Below are 16514 nucleotides of genomic sequence, written 5' to 3'. Positions count from 1 at the left end.
CATGTGCCTAGTGGGCCATGCCCCTTATCGACATGAGCAGTTTGTACCGGGTATGTTCCGATAGAACAAGTGGGGAACAGAAATTTTTTCAGACCTGCCCCCGGTGGGCGGTTTTCAGCCCTTTACAGCGCTTAGAACCTCGCCGACCTTGCCCGAAATCTGTTCCACGCTGAACGGCTTGGCCAGAAAATACATGTTCTCGATGCTGATTTCCTTGCGCAGAGTCTCCTCGGCGTAGCCCGACATGAACAGGATCGGGATATCCGGCTTCAGCTTGCGGATCGCACGAACCATCGCCGGGCCGTCCATTCCCGGCATCACGACGTCCGAAACGACGAGATCGAAGGTACCCCCATTGGCGATTTGCGCGAGGCCGCCCTCGCCATCGGGCTGCGCGGTGACGGTGAACCCGGCGCGGACCAGCGCACGCTCGGCCACGGCGCGGACCATATCCTCGTCCTCCACCAGCAGGATGCGCCCCCCGCTCGACCAGGCGCGTGCGGGCTGCTCCGCCTCGCTTGCGCGCCGCCCTTCTGCGGCGAGCGCACCCCGATGGACCGGCAGGTAGATCGTGAACCGCGCGCCCGGACCCAGCCCGTCCCCGCCGTCCACGTTCTCGACATAGATATACCCACCCGACTGCCGGATGATGCCGTACACGGTCGAAAGGCCAAGGCCCGTGCCCTTGCCCTGTTCCTTGGTGGTGAAGAACGGATCGAAGATCTTGCCGATCACAGCGGCGGGAATGCCCCCACCGGTGTCGCGAACGATGAGCGCCGTGTAATTGCCCGGCGCCATGTCCGCCGCGTGGCTGCGGGTTTCCTGCACGGTGACCTTGCGGGTCGACATAACCAGCGTGCCGGTCCCGTCGCCCTTCGCCGCAATCGCATCGCGCGCATTCACGGCCAGATTGACGATCACCTGCTCAAGCTGGCCGGGGTCCGCGCGGACCGGGCCCAGATCGCGGTCGTGCCGCACGCGCAGTTCGATCTTCTCGCCCAGCAGGCGTTTGAGCAGCTGGCTGACCTCGGACACGACGTCGGGCAATTGCACGACCTCGGGCCGCAGGGTCTGCTGGCGGCTGAAGGCGAGCAGCTGGCGGGTAAGGCTGGCGGCGCGATTGGAATTGGCGCGGATCTGCTGAATATCGTCGTAATCGCTGTCGCCCGGCATGTGGCGCAGCAGCATGAGGTCGCAATAGCCGATGATTGCGGTCAGCACGTTGTTGAAATCATGCGCCACGCCGCCCGCAAGCTGGCCGATGGCCTGCATCTTGGTCGCCTGTGCGATCTGGCGCTTGAGCTCTGTCTCCTCCCGCGAATCGGCGAGCGTCAAGAGAACCGCCGCCTCGCCGAGACCGCGCATGCTCGCCAGGCCGAGAGAGACCGGCTCCTCCGGCGCGGAGGCGAGCCGCACGGCCACGTCGCCACTTGCCACTCCGCCCTTGCCGAAGCGCCGGACGGCGTCGGAAATCGCGCTCTTGTCCTCCCGCACCACGATGTCCGAAGGGAAGGTCGGCAGACCCTCGTCGGGGCGGCCGATGGCGCGCAGGAAGGATGGGTTGGCGAACAGGAAGCGCCCGTCGCGATCGGTCATCGCAAGGCCCAGCGGAAGCGCTTCGATCAGCCCCTGCAGCTTCGGCATCGCATCGCCGCCGGAACTGTCGGCCAGCGTCGCATGCGCCTCTATCAGCAGCATCAGCGAGGGGGCATCCTGCGGCGGCGCCGCCCATTCTTCCTCCGGATCGTTCAGCGGCACATGGATGAGCTGGAAGGGTTCCCCCTCGCGCCCGGCGCGCGCGAAATAGATCCGCTCGCGCTCATCCAGCCGCAGAAATTCGGCAAACTCGCGCCCGACGCAGGTCGCGGTAAGATCGCCGGTCGCCCGCTCGGCAAAAGCGGGCGAGGCGGCGCGCACGGTTCCTTCGGGAGAGACGAGGGCGGCGACCATGCCTGCACGGCCGAGCATCCGGCCGAGCGGCCCGGTTACAAGCTGGCCGATCTCGCCGGCAAGGTCTGCGCTCGATTCGGGCCGAAAGCGCCAGACGAGGTGATCCTCGCCCCGCCCTGCCCGCTGCGCGTCGACCTCCCAGCGCACGTCTTCCTTGCCGAGCGAGAGGTGCGCGGCGTGCGCGCGCCCTTCGCGCCATGCCTCCCGCGCCGTCCTGAGCAGCATCTCCGCCGCATCCTCTTCGCTCACGAGCAGATTCGGGGGCGCTTTCTCGACTCCGAAGCGCCCCGAAAATGCAGCGCTGGCGCAAACGAGCCTGTTCGCGCGGTCGGTAATCGCGACCATCGCGCCGGGCTGGTCGATCGCTGCGAGCGTGACACTCCAGTCCGGCGGCGCCAGCATGTCGGCCCGCGCAGCGGCCCCCTTGCTGCGCAGCAGGAAGAGCAGCGCCATCATTGTCGCGAGGCCGCCGGCATAGGCGGCGGTGAGGATAGGCAGTCCGCTCACCAGCCAGATCACGCCGATGCTGACGACCAGTGCGACCAGAAGCGCGGCCCAGCCGAGCGTGGCGCCATCTTCGCCGGGCTCAGCGAACGAAATCACCCTGCCCCGCTTTCGCCGGGCGTGCCTTCGATCGCAGCCTCCCGCGCAAGCGCGCCGCGCAGGAGCCGCTTCTTGCGCCGACGGCCCATGGCGAAACGCCAGCCCCACTTGGTCAGGAAGAAACCGAGCGGAGGGAAGAGAGCAGCGAAAAGGAAGAAGCCGAGCACGGTCGCCCCGGCCGCCTCGAACAGTCCGCCGAGCGACATGATCCCGTCGTTCTGCAGAATTGCCGCACTGCTGTCCGGCGCGAAAGTCAGCACCTTGTGGCCCACGCGGTTGGCGGCCCACACCCAGAACGGGAAAGTCAGCGGGTTGGTGATCAGCGTCACCCCGCTGGCGATCGGCACGTTCGCGCGCACGGTAAAAGCGAGCACCAGCGCCAGGAAGATCTGCCCGAAGGGAATGATGAAGCCCGCGAACAGGCCCAGAGCCACTCCGCGCGGCACGTTGCGGCGGGTGAAACGCCACAATTCGGGGCTAAGGAAACGATGTGCGATCGGCTTGAGCAGACGGTTGCCGGCCAGCCCTTCCCGATCGGTATAGCGCCGCACGTATCCCATGACCGCGGAGCGGTTGGTCGGCTTATCGAGACTGTCTGTTCCCTGGCTCATGGCGCGTCTTCGATGATGGTGACCGGCAGTGCGAAGGGCAAGCCGAGGGCGGTGGAAATCGTAAGAGGAATTCGACGGATCATGCGCTTCGGGCGATTAGCGATCACAGCATGGCCGCTTCCTTAATCGCGTGCGCCGTCCGGCGAAAAATCGCTCCGGTCGTCACCCGCGATCGCGCAGGATCCGCGCCTTGTCCCGCTGCCAGTCCCGATCCTTCAGATAATCGCGCTTGTCCTTGGTCTGGCGCCCCTTGGCCAGCGCGAGTTCGACCTTCGCCCGGCCCTGCCCGTTGAAGTACATCGACAGGGGCACAAGCGTCATTCCCTTGCGTTCAACCGCACCTAGCAGCTTCTCGATCTCCCTTTCATGGAGCAGCAGCTTGCGTGGGCGCTTGGGTTCGTGATTCAGACGGTTGCCGTGCGTATATTCGGGAATGTTGGCATTGATGAGCCATGCCTCGCCGTCGCGCACCTCGGCGTAGGATTCGGCAATCGTCGCCTCGCCCGAACGGAGCGATTTGACCTCGGTGCCCTGCAAGGCGATTCCCGCCTCGAACTTTTCCTCCACGGCATAATCGAACCGTGCGCGCCGGTTTTCGGCGACGGTCTTGCGCTTGTCGAAGGTGGCGGGTTTGGGACGTGCCATAAGGTCGCGCGATGTAGGCATGTCCTGCGCCAAATGAAAGGGCCGGCAGGGCCATGTGCCGGTGGATGAAGCCGTGCGGGCGCTTGCACGCACCGCCATAGCCGTGACTATCCTCGCGCATGGACCAGCCCGCGCCCTTCAGCATCCACGACCGCGACATCTCGCCGGGCTCGGCCGAGATCCTGACCATTCCCGTCAGCCAGCAGGTCACGGGGCTCGACGCATCGCTGGCACTCAAGGTGCTGCACGGTGCGCGGCCCGGCCCGGCGGTGTTCGTCAGCGCGGCGATCCACGGGGACGAGATCGTCGGCACCGCGATCATCCAGCGCCTGCTCGAACACCTGATGCCGGAAGATATGGCGGGCACGCTGATCCTTGCGCCTGCAGTCAATATCTACGGTTTCGCCTCGCACAGCCGCTACCTGCCCGACCGGCGCGATCTCAACCGCAGCTTCCCCGGCTACGAGCATGGCAGCCTTGCCGCGCAGCTGGCGCATACCTTCCTCGAACATGTGATCGACCGCTGCACGCTGGGCATCGATCTGCACACCGCGGCGGTCCACCGCTACAACCTGCCGCAGATCCGCATCGCATCGGACAGCCCGTACCTCACCGAACTGGCGATGGCCTTCGCCCCGCCAATCATCATCGAGAGCCCCTTGCGGCCCGGATCGATGCGCGCGCTCGCGCATGATCGCGAGACACCGATGCTGCTGCTGGAAGCGGGCGAGGCGCTGCGGTTCGACCGCTATGCAATCAATGTCGGGGTCAGCGGAGTGCTGCGCGTGCTGGCGCATATCGGCATGATCGAGCTCGACGACGGGCTTGCGGTGGTCAAGGTCCCGACCCGCGCCAACCGCTCAAGCTGGGTGCGCGCGCCGCGCGGCGGAGTCTCGCGCCGTGTGCGCAAGTCGGGCGACGTCGTGCGGCAGGGCGACATGCTGGCGGTGGTCGGCGGCCTGTTCGGCGAGGACGCGCAGGATCTGGTCAGCCCGGTCGACGGCGTGATCATCGGCCACGCGACGCTGCCGGTGGTCAACCAGGGCGACGCGTTGTTCCATATCGCCGAGGTCGAGACGCTGGAGGGTGTCGGTCACGGCGCACGCAGCATCGCCGATGCGATGGCGGGCAGCCAGCCGCCCCACCCGCCGACCACGCTGCTGGACGAGGACGAGGTGGTTTAGGCGCCTTACCTAAGCTTAGCGGAATATATCGATCGCGAGCAGGAGAATGGCCACAGCAATCACCACCCAGCCCAGATTGCGGATCATCTTGGGAGAGCGCAGCAGGGGATAGGTCGCAAGCTCGCGTTGCTCTTCGAAATAGGTCTCCTCGCCCGATCGCATCCTGCGTCTTGCGTCGGCAGCTCTTTTCTCTGCTCCCAGAACGATGATCGCGCCAAGTATGAAAAGGCCAACACCCTCGATCATCAAACCAGCCCCGCATGCTCCAGCGCCTTGTCGACCGCGCGGCGGGCGTGGTCGGAGCAGGCGACCAGCGGCAGGCGCACTTCGTCGGTCATCCAGCTCTGCGTTCGGCTGAGCGCGTATTTCACCGGCGCGGGGCTCGAATCCTCGAACATCGCGTAGTGCAGCGGGTAGAGCCGGTCGTTCAGTTCGCGCGCGCGCACCAGATCATTGTCGGCGCAGGCTTGCTGGAATTCGGCGCACAGCGCGGGCGCGACGTTCGCGGTTACCGAGATGCAGCCCGAACCACCCGCCGCATTGAACGGCAGCGCCAGCTCGTCGTTGCCCGAAAGCTGGCAGAAGTCGCGGGAGATGCCCATGCGGTGGTCCGAAACCCGCGACAGATCCTCGCTCGCGTCCTTGATCGCCACGATCACCTCGGGAAACTTCTCCGCCAGTTCGCAGACCGTTTCGGGCAGGATGTCGGTCACCGTGCGGCCCGGCACATTGTAGAGCACGATCGGCAGGTCGCCATGCTCGGCGAGATGGCTGAAATGCGCAATCAGGCCCGCCTGGCTCGGCTTGTTGTAATACGGCGCAACGCACAGACCCGCAGTCACCCCGGCCTTCTTGGCGAACTTCAGGTGGAGCAGCGCATTGTTGGTGTCGTTGCTGCCGCAGCCCGCGATAATCGGCACGCGGCCCGCCGCCTGCTCCACGCACAGCTCGATCACCCGGTGGTGCTCGGCATTGGACAGGGTCGAGGCTTCACCCGTCGTTCCGCAGGGCACCAGTGCGGCGCTGCCCTGTTCGATCTGCCAGTCGACCAGCGTGCGGAAGGCCGCCTCGTCCAGCTTGCCGTCCCGGAACGGGGTGACCAGCGCCGGAATAGAACCTGAGAACATTTGAAGCGCTCCTGCGTAAAGACTATATAACAGACGACAAACACAGGGGTTTGCGCCCCTTCCCGTCCATTTCGTTCAGTGCCTGATAAGGAGCCAGCGGCCATAATGTCCAGCATGACCCGACTTCCCTTTCTGGCCATCGCGCTCGTTTCCACCACCTCCATCGTTCCGCCCGCCCATGCCCAGGATGCGGCGGGCTGGGATCGTGCCCGGGCCGATCTGATCGCAACCGCACCGACGCAGATGACGCAGGTCATCGGCCGGTGGGAATATCTGATCGACCAGCGCGATCTGCCCTTCACCGAATATGCGAGCTTCCTGCTCGCCTATCCCGATTTCCCCCAGGCCGATCGCCTGCGCGAGCGGGCCGAGAATGCGCTGGACGAAAGCCCCGCCTCGCCCGAAAGCCTGGTCGCCTTCTTCGATGCGCTGCCGCCCGTCACCAATGCGGGCAAGGCGCGTTACGCACTGGCGCTTTCGTCGGTCGGGCGGCCCGAAGCCGCGGCGATGGCGCGCGAGGCCTGGCGCGGCGGGCGGATGAGCGCGACGAGCGAGCCCTACATGCTGTCGATCTTCGGCAACCAGTTCTCGCCTGCCGACCAGGACGCGCGCATGAATGCGCTCCTGTGGCAAAGCGAGGTCGAAGCCGCGCAGCGCCAGATCAATCTGGTTTCGCCCCCGTCGCGCGACCTGTTCACCACGCGACTGGCGCTGATCCAGGGCTATGGCGCCCAAGGCGCGGGCGTGCCGATGCCCGCGGGTGCCAAGCAGGATCCCGGCTACGTCTACAACCTCGCCAAGTACTATCGCGAGAGCGGGCAGCTGCCTCAGGCGATCGCATTGCTGGCCGATCGCCCCCCCTTCGAAAATCCGGCCTTCGATCCGGAAGATTACGTCGGCGAAGCGCTGCGCGTCGCGCGCGGCGCGGGGTCCGATCCTTCGGCGCGGATCGCCGCCAAGGTCGACGATCTGTTCGCGCCGGGCACCGATATCAGTCAGGAAGCCTATCGCCTGCGCGACGATTACACCTCGCTGATGTGGCTGGGCGGCACGAATGCGTACTGGAACCTCGGCCAGCCGGGCCGCGCGGCACCGCTGTTCTATCGCTACGGCGCGGCGGCGCAGACCCCGCAGACCCGCTCCAAGGGCTTCTACTGGGCCGGCCTCGCCGCCGAACGCGCGGGCGATCGCAGCGAATCCAACCGCTATTACGAGATGGCGGCGGCCTATCCCGACCGTTTCTATGGCCAGCTGGCGCTCGCCAAGCTGGGACGCGATCTGCCCGCACTGGGCGGCAACAGCGTCGCCCTGCCCACCGCGCAGCAGCGCTCTGCGTTCGAAAACGCGCCGCTCACCCGTGCGGTGCGCGAAGTGGCGCGCGATGCGCCATGGAGCACCGGCATCCAGTTCTACCAGGCGATCTCCGACCGGGCCGATACGCCCGAAGAACACGCGCTGGTCGCCGAACTGGCCCGCGAAACCGGCCGGCGAGACCTTGCGGTCAACGTCGCCGAAGCGGCGGCTGCGGACGGCCACAAGGGCTTCGTGACACAGGGCTTCCCCACCGTCACCGCTCCGGGCGGCTCGGACTGGACGATGGTCCACGCGATTTCGCGGCAGGAAAGCCAGTTCGCCGCCAATGCGATCAGCCATGCGGGCGCACGCGGGCTCATGCAGTTGATGCCGGGCACCGCGCGCGAGCAGGCAGGCAAGCTCGGCCTCGGCTACAGCCGGGACAATCTGATCGCCGATCCGGTCTACAACATGCAGCTGGGCAATGCCTATTTCGGCCGCATGCTGGACTATTACGGCGGGGCCTACCCGCTCGCCATCGCGGCGTACAACGCGGGTCCGGGCAACGTGAACAAGTGGCTGCGCGCCAATGGCGATCCGCGCCAGGGCGGGATCGACTACGTCACCTGGATCGAACGCATCCCGATCTACGAGACCAAGAACTACGTCCAGCGCGTGATCGAGAATGCCGCCGTCTACGAACATCTCAATCCCGACCGCGCACGGTACGGCGAGCCCAGAATGGCGGGTGACTTCCTGCGATAAGCCGCGCTAGGCTTGCCCGCATGAAAGGCACCAATCCCATCACGCCCGCGGGCTATTCCGCGATGAAGGCGCGCTACGACCATCTGCTGGGCACCGCCCGGCCCGAAATCGTGGAGATAGTCAGCTGGGCGGCAGGCAATGGCGACCGCTCCGAGAACGGCGACTACCTCTACGGGCGCAAGAAGATGCGCGAGATCGACCGCGAGCTGGCGCATCTCGCCCGCCGGATGAAGGCCGCGCGGGTAATTGACCCGGCAGACCAGCCGACGCGCGACCGGGTGTTCTTCGGCGCCACGGTGACGCTGGTCGATGAAGACGACCGCGAAAAGACGCTGACCCTGGTCGGCGATGACGAGCAGGAAGCCGGCGAAGGCCGCATCGGCTGGTCCTCCCCCATGGCGCGTGCCCTGCGCGGTGCGGAGGTCGGTGATCTGCGGATGGTCCGGGGGCCGACCGGCCTGCGCGAGTGGGAAGTGCTGCGCATCGCCTATCCCGAGCAAAAGAGCGCCGCGGCATGAAGCGCGGCATCGTGGTGCTGGCCGCGCTCGCCACGCTCGCCAGCCCGGCGCTGGCCCGCTCCTCCCTCGGCATTTTCGATGACTGGGGCGCGTTCCGCGATCCCCGCCTTCCGCGCTGCTATGCGATCGCGAAGGGGGAACGCAGCCGGGGCGCGCGCGAATTCGATCCCTACGCGACGGTCGGCACCTGGCCCCGTCGCAAGATTCGCAACCAGATCCACCTGCGACTATCCCGCCGCCTCGCGACGAACGGCACGGTCACCTTGAAGATCGGCGGCGAGAGCTTCCCCCTGACATCGGGCGAGGCGGATGCCTGGGCGCAGGACAAGCGAATGGACGCGGCCATCGTCGCTGCGATGCGCGCGGGATCGCGGATGCGCGTGACGGCGACGGACCGAGGCGGCAACCGCTTCACCGATCGTTACAGCCTGTCGGGCGCCGCGACCGCGATCGACGCCGCGACCATCGCCTGCGCACGGGACTGACCCGCCGCCTACGGCAACGCACACGAAAAAGGGCGCGGCCATTGCTGGCCGCGCCCCTCGTTTCGTAGTCCGACTGTTTCCTAGCCGGTCGGGCGCTTAGAAGCGCGCGCCGAGGCCGACCAGAACCTGGTGACGATCGGTGTCGATGTCGAAACGGTCGCTGTCGGGCAGCGAGCCGTCGAAGTCGACTTCAGCCTTCGAGTAGTTCGAATAGCGGTATTCGACGTTCGCGAAGAGGTTGTTGCTGAAGGCATATTCCAGACCGCCGCCGACACGATAGCCGTCGAGATCGTAATCGGTGTCGAACTCGGTCGTGCCGTCGTTGCTGAGCACATTGAGCTTGGCGTTGGTGTAGCCGCCCTTGGCGTAGAACATCATGTTCGGGTTGGCCTTCACACCGACGCGCGCGCCGAGATAGAGGTCACGGCCGGCGGAGACGTTACCGAAGCCGAAGCCTTCGAAGTCGCCATCGGTGAAGTCGGTATCGGCGCTGGAGCCGGAGATTTCCGCTTCGGGGCCGATCACGACACTGCCAAGGTCGACGTCGTAGCCGACCGCCGCGCCGTAGAACACGCCTTCGGCCGACTGGTCATTGTTGTCGTTGCCGTCGTCGTCCACGCTGCTGCCGGCCTTGATCTGGTCATAACCCGTGGTCGCCTGCACGCGCAGGCCGCTGAACGGGGTGTCTTCACCAACCTGCGCTGCGGCAGGCGCGGCCATCGCGACGAGCGAGCCGGTGGCGAGGAGTGCAAACATCTTGGTCATTCTAGTACTTCCTTCTTTCCTGTGCCGCCTGCGATTGCGGCACGCAGGGAAGGAATGTCGGAAGGTGCCACGAAGTTTCATGAATGTAACACAACAAGAATGTGTTGCATGAAAGTAACAATCTTGCGGTGAGTTGAGGATCATGCACGTCCAAAAGCCGGAACCATGCCGCACGCACGCGCGACCGGGTTGGCATTCATCAAGATTGGAACGTCTCCCGTCCCCACCCGCTGGGTCATATGAAGGCTGAAAACAGGAGGACTTTCATGGCTGAGATACCCGTAGAAAAGAAATCGAGCTCTAAGTGGCTTTGGATATTGTTGCTTGCCATCGTGGCGGCGCTGCTTCTGTGGTGGCTGCTTGCCGACAATGATGGCGATGCCGATAATCTGGATGGCGACACCGTCGCCGTCGAGGAGAGCATCGACACCGCCGACGAGCCCGTCGCAACCGCCGGCGCCATGACCATCGCCGCCATCACCGCCAACCCCGCAGAGTATTACGGCAAGGAAGGCTTCGAAGGCACCGTTGCGGCAGCCGGTCCGCTGACGGATCGCGGCTTCTGGATCGAAAACGATGGCGCACGCATGTTCGCAATCGTGATCGACGCTCCGGCCGAACGCCGGATCGATATCAACCCTGGCCAGACGCTCATGCTCAACGGGGGCACCATCCGCGAAGCGTCCACGATTTCCGCCGAAGGGATCGAAGGTGACGCGCTCGATGAGGATACGATGAACGTCATCGCCGACCAGGACGCCGTGCTGGTGATCGATGAATCGAACATCACCATCGAAGAAGATGCCTGAGAACCGCTCCAGAAGGAGATAGCACATGTCGAAATATCAAGACCTTCGCGAACTGGACGACTACCAGCTGGTCCACGAGGACCAGGACCTTCGCGGCCATTCGCTCAAGACCCATGACGGGCTTCATCTCGGCACGATCAAGCGCATGCTGGTCGATCCCGATCGCGATCACGTCGCCGGGCTCGTGCTCGAAGACGACCGGATCGTGCCGGTGTCCGAAATCGAAGTGAAGGACGGCGACGCCCTCATCGATCCGGTCGATGCCAAAGGTTTCGAGCTTGCGCCGGCTCGCCCTCGAAACATGAAGCGTGGCACGGTCACGGTTCGCCGCAGGACCTGATCCGCACGACGCCAGATGCGACACCGGGCGGCCTTTCCAGAACCGGAAGGGCCGCCCGGTCTGTATCTGCCGCCATCCGACTTGCGTCGCGCGTCGCGCGAGTTGCCAATCGCGGGCACAATTTCTATATGTAGCCCCTTCCATGGCCGATACAGATCTCATGCCTTCGCCCGGACTCATCGATCCGGTGCCGACCCCTCGCGACATCACGCCGCGCGCAGATGGGCGCGTGGACCTGATGGGACTGCCGAAAGCGCGAATTGCCGAGCTTTTCGAGGGTGCCGGGCTCGACGCAAAAGCCGCCAAGCTGCGGTCCAAGCAGGTGTTCCACTGGCTCTATCATCGCGGCGTCACCGAATTCGACGCGATGACCGATATCGCCAAAACGATGCGCCCGTGGCTGGCCGAACGCTTCGTGATCGGACGGCCCGAGGTTGTCGAGGCGCATCATTCGACCGACGGCACCCGCAAATGGGTGCTGCGCACGGCCGACGGCAATGACTACGAAATGGTCTTCATCCCCGATGCGGATCGCGGCACGCTGTGCATCTCCAGCCAGGTCGGCTGCACGCTCAACTGCCGTTTCTGCCACACCGGCACGATGCGGCTGGTGCGCAACCTGACCCCCGGCGAAATCGTCGGCCAGGTCATGCTCGCGCGCGACAGCCTCGGCGAATGGCCCAAGGGGCGGATGGACGATCTGGGCGACGAAAGCGAAAGCGCCTATACCGCCGATGGCCGCCTGCTGACCAACATCGTGCTGATGGGCATGGGCGAGCCGCTCTATAATTTCGAAAACGTGCGCGATGCGATGAAGCTGGTGATGGATGGCGACGGCCTTGCCCTCTCCAAGCGCCGCATCACGCTTTCCACCAGTGGCGTCGTGCCGATGATGGAACGCTGCGGCGAAGAGATCGGCGTAAATCTCGCCGTCAGCCTTCATGCGGTGAACAAGGACGTGCGCGACGAGATCGTGCCGCTCAACAAGAAGTACGGCATCGAGGAACTGCTGCAGGCCTGCGCCGATTATCCGGGAGCCTCCAACGCACGGCGGATCACCTTCGAGTACATCATGCTCAAGGACAAGAACGACAGCGACGAGGATGCGCGCGAGCTCGTCCGCCTGCTGCGCAAATATGATTTGCCCGCCAAGGTGAACCTGATCCCGTTCAACCCCTGGCCCGGCAGCGACTACGAAACCTCCCTGCCCGAACGGATTCGCGCCTTCTCGGACATCGTCTTCGAAGGGGGCATCAGCGCGCCCGTGCGCACCCCGCGCGGGCGCGACATCGGCGCGGCCTGTGGCCAGCTGAAAACCGCAGCGGAAAAGAAGAGCCGCGCCCAGCGCGACCGCGAAGCCGCTGAGGAAGCTGCCGAGGCAAGCACCGCCGCGTGACCCTGACCGTCGAGGCGATCTGCGCCGGACGCGCAGCCCTGCTTCCCGGCGACAAGCGCAGTGCCATCGCCAAATCGCCCATTCATGGCCCGGTCGAAATCAGGCCGCGCGGCATCGCGGGCGATGAGCAGGTCGATCGCAAGCATCATGGTTTCCCGGCGATGGCAGTGCACGTCTACCCGGCAGACCACTATGCTTGGCTGCGCGATCTTTTCGGGGATCGCCCTGCGCTGGCTGGGCCGGGCAGCATGGGCGAAAACCTGTTCGTTCACGGAATCGATGAAAGCGCAGTCCACATTGGCGACCGCTTCCGCCTCGGCACCGCAGTGATCGAGGTTTCCCAGCCGCGCCAGCCGTGCGCCACGATCGAACGCCATCTGGGCCGCAAGGGCATCGTCAAGGCGATCGTCCAAAGCGGGCGCTGCGGCATGTTCTTCCGGGTGATCGAACCCGGCACCGCCGAAGCCAGAGACCAGCTGGAGCCGATAGAGCAAGGCGCAGCCGACTGGACGGTGCGGCGTGCCTTTTACCTCGTCTATGGGGCCGGCAAGCCGGATCGCGGCGAGCTTGAAGAACTGGCCAGCCTACCCCGCGTATCGGATCGGCTGGTCCACGATATTCGCCGCAAGCATCCTGCCACCTGACCGCGCCAGCAGCCGCCGCTTAAAACGAGCGCGCAGAGGTGTGACACTCCGATAACACACCACGACAGCTGCCCGACCTGCCCGAAGCGTTCGACTCCATTCCGCTCGAAAAGCTTGCGATCGCGCGCGACTGGCTGCGCGCGCGTGACGACGTGCAGGTCGATGCCATCGCACTCTACGGTATCCAAGGGCGCGGAGTTCGTGCTTGCAGGAGCGAGCCGGATCGACGGCTTCGCAGCCGTGGTTGCGATCGCGCCCAACGACGTGATCTGGGAAGGCTGGGGCCCGCAGGCAAAGCCGGGCGAGGTCAGCAGTTTCTCATGGGCCGCCGAACCGCTGCCCTTCGTGCCCTATCTCGGCATGGAAGAGGAATTCGCGAAATACGCGATCCCCGGCGCGGTCGTCCGCCTGCGCACACCCCAGGATGCGGGACGCCGTGCCAATCCCGATCGGGTCCCCGCCGCGCGCATTCGCGCGGAAGACATAGACGAGCCCGTGCTGGTCGCGGGCGGCGATGCCGACGACACCTGGAACTCCGGCGGCATGGCGCAGGCCATCGCCGAGCGGCGCGCTGAAGCGGGCGATCTGGAAACGGTCGCGATGATCTATCCGGAGGCAGGCCATTCTCTGTCGGGCACGGGCGTCCAGCGGACCGAAGGCGCGTTCCGCTACGACGAAGCCACCCTCGCCGCGCAGCAGGAAATCTGGCCGGCGACACTCGCCTTCCTCGCCGAGCATCTCAAGGGCCAATGAGCACCGACCGGCCAACGACGGACTGTCATGAGAGAGCCGCGTCGCACCGCACCGCCAGCACCGCGAAAAAGGCTCCTTCGGCGTGAAGCGCGATTGGTCTGTCTTACGGTGCGGCACACCGAGAATTTCGTCCAAGACTCGCGGAGGTCGAGCGGCTAGATCCGGGACCATGGAGAAGCGCCGAGGATGACGCACAGACCGGCCGTATTGGTAACCGGAGGGGCCCAACGCCTGGGTGCGGCTTTCTCGCGCGCCTTCGGCGAGGCTGGCTGGCACGTCGTCATCCACTTTCTTTCTTCGGACGAAGAAGCCGAAGCGCTCGCTGCTCAACTTCCCTCGGCCGAAGTGGTGCAGGCCGATTTCGGGGATGTCCGCGCAGCCGAGTGCCTCGTACGCGATCTGGCGACCCGGCTCGAGGACTGGCGATGCGTGGTCAATTCGGCATCGGTTTTCGAATCGGACGACGTCACCGCCCTCGATCCGGAAACATGGTGGCAGGCCATGGACGTCAATGCCCGCGCCCCGGCGATGCTCGCGCAGAGCTATCTCGCCCATGCCCGGGCGCGTGACGGACGCCGCGTGATCCAGGTGACCGACCAGAAGCTGGCCAACCCCAACCCGGATTTCTTCAGCTACACGATGAGCAAGCACGCGCTCGACGCCACCATCCGCATGCTTGCCCAGACGCGCGCCAATGGGGGCGCGGCGCGGGACGAGGACAGGGTCTACGGGCTCGCACCGGGCGCGATCCTCGCCAGCCACGACCAGAGCGAGGAGGAGGCCGAGCGATCGCACCTCCTCAATCTGCGCCGCCGCCGCACCTCCCCGCAGCATGTGGCACAGGCAGCCGTCGCCCTCGCCCAAGGCGATCTGGCGAGCGGCGAGACGCTGTTCGTCGACAATGGCCAGCATCTGCTGAGCCAGCCGCGCGACGTCATCTTTCTCGAGCGGGAGGAGGCACGATGAGACATTTTCCCTCCACCCGCATCTGGCACTGGCTCAACCTGATCGCGATCGTAACGCTGTTCATGAGCGGGCTGAACATCTCCAACGCACACCCGTACCTCTATTGGGGCCACTGGGGCTTCGCGCCCGAACAGGCATGGCTGGAGGTGCCGCGCTTTCCCGGGTGGATGACAATCCCCGGCTTCTACAGCTTGGCGAAAGCGCGCGACTGGCACCTGCTTATGGCCTTCCCTTTCGCCTTCGGCCTGCTGGGCATATGGATGGCGATGCTGTGGAACGGCCATTTCCGCCGCGACCTCTCGACCGGCAGGCGCGAGTGGCGCTGGCAGGCAATCCGGCGGGACGTAATGCAGCACCTGCGGTTCGACTTCAGCCATGATGGCGGACAGAAGTACAACTTCCTCCAGAAGATCGCCTATGGCGGCGTGCTCGGCATTCTGCTGCCCGGCATGATCCTGACCGGCCTCGCGATCAGCCCAGGCATGGAGCCGACGCTGTGGTGGCTGGTCGATGTCCTCGGCGGACGGCAGAGCGCGCGCTCGATCCACTTCCTGTTCGCCTGGGGGCTCGCCGGGTTCTTCATCGTCCATGTCGCGCTGGTCCTGCTGACCGGTCCGATCGGCCACCTGCGCGCGATGACGCTGGGCGGCAGGCATCAGCCGACCAACCCGCCCTTCGCCAAACCCGCCCGGCCGACGGGAGACGCCGCATGAGCATCCTGATGAAACGCCGCACCGTCCTGCTCGGCTCGGGCGCTTTGATGCTGGGTTCGTGCTCGAAGATCCGCGACAGCGAGGCGGGGCAGAGCCTGTTCGACCGGGTCGACGACTGGCACAAGGGCCTACAGCGCAGCCTCACTTCGCGTCACGCGCTGGCGCCCGAATTCGCGCCCGAGGATATCTCGCCCTCTTTCAGGGGCAATGGTTCCACCAATCCGCAAAACGACGGCTATCCGGAACAGGCCGCAAACGGGTTCGCCGACTGGCGCCTTACCGTCACCGGCCTCGTCGCCCGCCCGCTCTCGCTGTCGCTCGACCAGATCATGCGCCTGCCCCAGCGCACCCAGATCACCCGGCACGATTGCGTCGAGGGGTGGAGCGCGATCGGCCAGTGGACCGGACCGCAACTGCGCACCTTCCTCGATCTGGCGGGGCTGCGCCCAGAGGCGAACTACATCGTCTTCCGCTGCGCCGACGATTACACGCGGGGCCGCTATTACGAGAGCATCGACCTGATCGATGCCTTCCATCCGCAGACCATCATCGCCCATCGGCTCAACGGCGAGCCGCTGCCGATCCGCAACGGGGCGCCCTTGCGCGTTCGGGTCGAGCGGCAGCTGGGCTACAAGCATGCGAAGTACCTCACCGGCATCGAAGCCGTTGCCAGTCTCGACGGCATCGGTCGGGGCAAAGGCGGGTACTGGGAAGATTACGGTGGCTACCAATGGTACGCCGGGATGTGACCGCCTTGTCGGCCGACAGGGCGCACGATATCGACGCCTGGCAATGGTGGACGAAGGACGGGCAATGGTCGACAGCTGGAGCGGCGATGAAGTGCCGGTCCCGCAGGCTGCCGCCCAAAATGGGCAAGGCTCCGCTGCTCGACCCGATCCTGCCCCACAAACCGGACTGACCGCGAACTCTCGATACGCAACGCATGC

Annotated in this window: 19 protein-coding genes; 13 read left to right on the top strand and 6 right to left on the bottom strand. The window is 65.5% G+C overall.

Annotation, left to right across the window (positions count from 1 at the left end; translation table 11 throughout):
• Positions 1 to 114: 114 nt before the first annotated feature.
• The 3 genes from ACYQ0L_RS10735 to smpB form a co-directional block, all read right to left on the bottom strand.
• Complete coding sequence (locus ACYQ0L_RS10735) at positions 115 to 2553, bottom strand: hybrid sensor histidine kinase/response regulator (RefSeq protein WP_459789173.1); 2439 nt, start codon at positions 2551 to 2553, stop codon at positions 115 to 117.
• Positions 2550 to 3164 carry a DUF2062 domain-containing protein gene (locus ACYQ0L_RS10730; protein ID WP_459789171.1) on the bottom strand — a complete coding sequence of 205 codons (615 nt, stop codon included), beginning with the start codon at positions 3162 to 3164 and terminating at the stop codon, positions 2550 to 2552. The genes ACYQ0L_RS10735 and ACYQ0L_RS10730 overlap by 4 nt, the downstream gene beginning before the upstream one ends.
• A 162-nt stretch (positions 3165 to 3326) precedes the next feature.
• Positions 3327 to 3809 carry an SsrA-binding protein SmpB gene (gene smpB, locus ACYQ0L_RS10725; RefSeq protein WP_459789169.1) on the bottom strand — a complete coding sequence of 161 codons (483 nt, stop codon included), beginning with the start codon at positions 3807 to 3809 and terminating at the stop codon, positions 3327 to 3329.
• Positions 3810 to 3928: 119 nt separating this feature from the next.
• On the opposite strand from smpB, the gene ACYQ0L_RS10720 reads away from it, so the two are divergent.
• On the top strand, positions 3929 to 4993 hold the full coding sequence (locus ACYQ0L_RS10720) for a succinylglutamate desuccinylase/aspartoacylase family protein (protein WP_459789167.1): 1065 nt from the start codon (positions 3929 to 3931) through the stop codon (positions 4991 to 4993).
• 15 nt (positions 4994 to 5008) lie between these two features.
• Here ACYQ0L_RS10720 and ACYQ0L_RS10715 read toward each other — a convergent pair whose 3' ends face one another.
• Both ACYQ0L_RS10715 and dapA read right to left on the bottom strand, forming a co-directional pair.
• Positions 5009 to 5155: a hypothetical protein gene (locus ACYQ0L_RS10715; protein WP_459789165.1), complete on the bottom strand. Its 147-nt coding sequence runs from the start codon at positions 5153 to 5155 to the stop codon at positions 5009 to 5011.
• A gap of 83 nt (positions 5156 to 5238) precedes the next feature.
• Entirely contained in the window at positions 5239 to 6120 is an 882-nt protein-coding gene (gene dapA / locus ACYQ0L_RS10710) for a 4-hydroxy-tetrahydrodipicolinate synthase (RefSeq protein ID WP_459789164.1), read from the bottom strand.
• Between the two features lie 105 nt (positions 6121 to 6225).
• Between dapA and ACYQ0L_RS10705 the strand changes: the two genes are divergently transcribed.
• Genes ACYQ0L_RS10705 through ACYQ0L_RS10695 form a run of 3 tightly spaced genes read left to right on the top strand, consistent with a single transcriptional unit; the run spans position 6226 to position 9181 of the window.
• Positions 6226 to 8178: a lytic transglycosylase domain-containing protein gene (locus ACYQ0L_RS10705; RefSeq protein ID WP_459789162.1), complete on the top strand. Its 1953-nt coding sequence runs from the start codon at positions 6226 to 6228 to the stop codon at positions 8176 to 8178.
• 20 nt (positions 8179 to 8198) lie between these two features.
• Entirely contained in the window at positions 8199 to 8696 is a 498-nt protein-coding gene (gene greB / locus ACYQ0L_RS10700) for a transcription elongation factor GreB (RefSeq protein ID WP_459789160.1), read from the top strand.
• Positions 8693 to 9181 carry an invasion associated locus B family protein gene (locus ACYQ0L_RS10695; protein ID WP_459789158.1) on the top strand — a complete coding sequence of 163 codons (489 nt, stop codon included), beginning with the start codon at positions 8693 to 8695 and terminating at the stop codon, positions 9179 to 9181. Before greB ends, ACYQ0L_RS10695 begins: the two co-directional genes overlap by 4 nt.
• 96 nt (positions 9182 to 9277) lie before the next feature.
• On the opposite strand, the gene ACYQ0L_RS10690 is transcribed toward ACYQ0L_RS10695, so the two are convergent.
• The gene (locus ACYQ0L_RS10690) at positions 9278 to 9946 is read right to left on the bottom strand and encodes an outer membrane protein (protein ID WP_459789157.1); all 669 of its coding nucleotides are present in this window, start codon (positions 9944 to 9946) and stop codon (positions 9278 to 9280) included.
• 266 nt (positions 9947 to 10212) lie between these two features.
• On the opposite strand from ACYQ0L_RS10690, the gene ACYQ0L_RS10685 reads away from it, so the two are divergent.
• The 9 genes from ACYQ0L_RS10685 (at position 10213) to ACYQ0L_RS10645 (ending at position 16486) form a co-directional block, all read left to right on the top strand.
• The gene (locus tag ACYQ0L_RS10685) at positions 10213 to 10755 is read left to right on the top strand and encodes a hypothetical protein (RefSeq protein ID WP_459789155.1); all 543 of its coding nucleotides are present in this window, start codon (positions 10213 to 10215) and stop codon (positions 10753 to 10755) included.
• Positions 10756 to 10780: 25 nt separating this feature from the next.
• Positions 10781 to 11095, top strand: coding sequence for a hypothetical protein (locus ACYQ0L_RS10680; protein WP_459789154.1), 315 nt, complete (start codon positions 10781 to 10783; stop codon positions 11093 to 11095).
• Between the two features lie 142 nt (positions 11096 to 11237).
• On the top strand, positions 11238 to 12491 hold the full coding sequence (gene rlmN / locus ACYQ0L_RS10675) for a dual-specificity RNA methyltransferase RlmN (RefSeq protein WP_459789152.1): 1254 nt from the start codon (positions 11238 to 11240) through the stop codon (positions 12489 to 12491).
• Entirely contained in the window at positions 12488 to 13135 is a 648-nt protein-coding gene (locus ACYQ0L_RS10670) for an MOSC domain-containing protein (protein ID WP_459789151.1), read from the top strand. Before rlmN ends, ACYQ0L_RS10670 begins: the two co-directional genes overlap by 4 nt.
• Before the next feature lie 162 nt (positions 13136 to 13297).
• The gene (locus tag ACYQ0L_RS10665; protein ID WP_459789149.1) at positions 13298 to 13888 is read left to right on the top strand and encodes an acyl-CoA thioester hydrolase/BAAT C-terminal domain-containing protein; all 591 of its coding nucleotides are present in this window, start codon (positions 13298 to 13300) and stop codon (positions 13886 to 13888) included.
• A 186-nt stretch (positions 13889 to 14074) separates the two neighbouring features.
• A complete protein-coding gene (locus tag ACYQ0L_RS10660; RefSeq protein ID WP_459789148.1) occupies positions 14075 to 14854 on the top strand; it encodes an SDR family oxidoreductase in 780 nt (259 codons plus the stop codon).
• On the top strand, positions 14851 to 15567 hold the full coding sequence (locus tag ACYQ0L_RS10655; protein ID WP_459789147.1) for a cytochrome b/b6 domain-containing protein: 717 nt from the start codon (positions 14851 to 14853) through the stop codon (positions 15565 to 15567). Before ACYQ0L_RS10660 ends, ACYQ0L_RS10655 begins: the two co-directional genes overlap by 4 nt.
• Positions 15564 to 16316, top strand: a complete 753-nt coding sequence (locus tag ACYQ0L_RS10650; protein ID WP_459789146.1) for a molybdopterin-binding protein — start codon at positions 15564 to 15566, stop codon at positions 16314 to 16316. Before ACYQ0L_RS10655 ends, ACYQ0L_RS10650 begins: the two co-directional genes overlap by 4 nt.
• Positions 16298 to 16486, top strand: coding sequence for a hypothetical protein (locus ACYQ0L_RS10645; protein ID WP_459789145.1), 189 nt, complete (start codon positions 16298 to 16300; stop codon positions 16484 to 16486). The genes ACYQ0L_RS10650 and ACYQ0L_RS10645 overlap by 19 nt, the downstream gene beginning before the upstream one ends.
• The last annotated feature ends 28 nt before the right edge of the window (positions 16487 to 16514 follow it).

It is taken from the genome of Alteriqipengyuania triglochinis (assembly GCF_054655655.1).
Note: the sequence above shows the minus strand (reverse complement) of the source record. Positions and strands in the feature narration are given on the sequence as shown.